Source organism: Bombilactobacillus bombi (genome assembly GCF_013607485.1).
In the GTDB taxonomy this organism is placed as follows: Bacteria; Bacillota; Bacilli; order Lactobacillales; family Lactobacillaceae; genus Bombilactobacillus; species Bombilactobacillus bombi_A.
This window is the reverse complement of sequence record NZ_SCHP01000095.1, coordinates 1-2,677: the sequence shown is the minus strand read 5'-3', so window position 1 is coordinate 2,677 and position 2,677 is coordinate 1. Positions and strand designations below refer to the sequence as shown.

The 2,677-nt window shown below is 37.0% G+C and carries 3 protein-coding genes; all 3 read right to left on the bottom strand.

Features of this window, described 5'->3' with window-relative positions:
- Positions 1 to 355, bottom strand: a 355-nt coding sequence (locus tag EQ827_RS08370) for a 3-hydroxyacyl-CoA dehydrogenase family protein (RefSeq protein WP_258231824.1), incomplete at its 3' end; no start/stop codon positions are given.
- 91 nt (positions 356 to 446) lie between these two features.
- Positions 447 to 1,793, bottom strand: coding sequence for an RsmB/NOP family class I SAM-dependent RNA methyltransferase (locus EQ827_RS08365; protein ID WP_181190532.1), 1,347 nt, complete (start codon positions 1,791 to 1,793; stop codon positions 447 to 449).
- Positions 1,794 to 1,800: 7 nt separating this feature from the next.
- On the bottom strand, positions 1,801 to 2,677 hold an 877-nt coding region (locus tag EQ827_RS08360; RefSeq protein WP_181190531.1), incomplete at its 5' end, for a hypothetical protein.

Below are 2,677 nucleotides of genomic sequence, written 5' to 3'. Positions count from 1 at the left end.
TTGCTAAAATAGCAGTGGGGCTCACTTCTGCTTCGACTTGCTGCCAAACTTGCTTTTTAATTTCTAAATCTTCAATAACTGATTCAATTACAAAATCAGCATTAAAAAGTGCCTCTTGGTAATCAGTAGTAGAAGCAATGCGCTTCAAAATAGTTTGTGGATCTTCACTTAAAACGCCAGCCTCTTGAAAAGTAGCTAAATCATGCTGAATACTCTTGATTCCAGTATCTAAAGCTGCTTGGGTAGTGTCTAATAATTGCACTGGATAGCCGGCCATAGCAAATTGTAAAGCTGTGGCATGCCCCATTGTTCCTGCCCCAATATTAGCAATATGTTTAATATTAGTTAATTCCATAATGTCACCCCTTCAAAGTGTTGAATACGCTTACCTAAGCGTCCACTAAAATCGGATTTACTCCTCATTTTAGTGTCACTATAATTATAGATCATTGACGCAATCCTTTTGGATAAAAATTTTTGAGTTGATTATTAACTAATCTTCCCCAAGAAAAAACTTTCTTTTCAAAGCTGACTCCGACCCAGCCCTTGAATTTAGGCGGCTGGTCTAGTATTAAGGCTTCACCATGAATAAAATGTTTAAACTGATTTTCATCCAAATCAATCAACTGTTTAAATTGCTGAGGTTTTAAAGCTAAGGCTAAGGCATGATTTGGTACAAATCTATTTTTCTTAAATTCCCCTAATCGCAGACCATTGCGCATAACTTTGAGATGATTCAATTGCTGATTAATGGGGAAAGCTGCATTATAAAGTGTATCTTTTTGTAAAGTTAAATAAGAAAAGTTGACCTTCTGTAATGTTGCATTCAAAAATTCTTGCCACAATTGAACGTGAGGAAGCTTGGGTGCAGTCGTGAGCGGAGCAGTATTTTGTTCCACTAAAGTTGAACCGGGCTTTTGCAGGGCACAGATAAAGTGGCCTTCACCATGATAATGCTGCGGAAATAAGCGTACCGCATTGATTAAAGCAGGATTATTATCCCCCCATTGTGGCCGTCCGGTATCCATGCCTGCATGATGAGGCAAAGGCAAAATTTGAAAATTAAATTGGTATGCTAACCAATTCATATTTTGTTCATTTTCTTCAGGGGCAAAAGTACAAGTTGAGTAAATTAGTCGCCCGCCTGGACGCAGCATTTTGACAGCGGCTTGTAATATTTCACATTGGCGCGCGGCACATTTGTGTACATAGTCTAAAGACCAATAAGATATAGCTTGAGAATCTTTGCGAAAAAGTCCTTCTCCAGAACAAGGCGCATCCACTACAATACAATCAAAAAATTCAGGAAAATACTTTGCTAATTGGTCAGGAGTGTTATTAGTAACAACAGTATGTTGTAGGCCCCAACGTTCCACATTAGACGAAAGAATACGGGCTCGTTGGTGATTAATTTCGTTTGCAATAAGGAGCCCTTGGTCATGCATTAAGGAAGCTAATTGTGTGGTTTTGCCTCCTGGTGCTGCACACAAGTCTAAAACACGTTCAAAACTTTGGGGTTGTGCCATTTGAGCAACATTCATTGCGCTTGGATCCTGCGAATAAATCCAGCCCGCCAAATGGTCTATTTTATTGCCATCAACCACACCGTAATAAGCATTATCGATCTGATTAATCGGATCTGTCAATGATTCATTAATTTGATCTGCTCTTGCTTTAAGAGGATTAATCCGAAAACCACTCGTCACTGGGTCAGAAAAGCTCGCTAAAAATTGAGGAGCATCTTGAATTAATAATTGTTGATATTTTTGAATAAAATCTTTTGGCAATTGCATTTATATGTCATTCCTTTGACTGTGTGGATATTATAATTCTTATGGCTGCAATAATATTAACCATAATAAATAAGGTTACAAAATAAATAATTAAATAACGCGTGCTGATAACGGGTATCTTCCAAAAGACTAATAGTCCCCCTAAGCCAAAAGTAATGGCCTCAGTTAGGAAAAATTTAAACCAATTCCCTATTTGAAAATCAATTAATAAATCACCATGTAAAGGCGTATTTTTGAGTAAATTAATCATTGGGATTTGAATAAACCAACATAAAACTACAATAAGTAAAGCTACTATAATTAATCCAAAAAGGGTTACACCCCAGCGCATCCACCAAGTTTGGCGAATATTATTGATTTGATTGGCAGAACGATAAGGATGTGAAGCCTTGAGAAGATGTTGTAATTGGTGAAGATGTTGGGGATGGTGCAAAATATTGCCATCTACTACTACTTGATAATGACGAATTTGGGTTTTATTATGCTGCTTAGGAGACGCTGAAATAAATATATGCCGATTTAGCTTTTTGGTATTAGACATCCCAGCTGCACCCACCACTGAATAATAATTATTATTTAATTGAAAGTAAGGTTGTGTTTGAGGTTTATAGGCAGTTTTATAAAGATCTTGGCCTAAAATCACAAAGGGAATTGGTGAAGCAAAATCATTAGCATTAAAATAACGACCGCTACTCATGGGTACTTTGGTTAAATGCTGCGACATATACACATAACTCAAATTAGGATTGCTCTTCTGAATAAAATAAATTTGAAAGTTGTGTAAATTATGTGCTTCGGTTTTTCGTAAAACACCAGGAATCGATTGGCGAGAACGAGAAGGAAAAATAAGAGCTCCCTCTTGAATATTGCCACGATCCATTAAC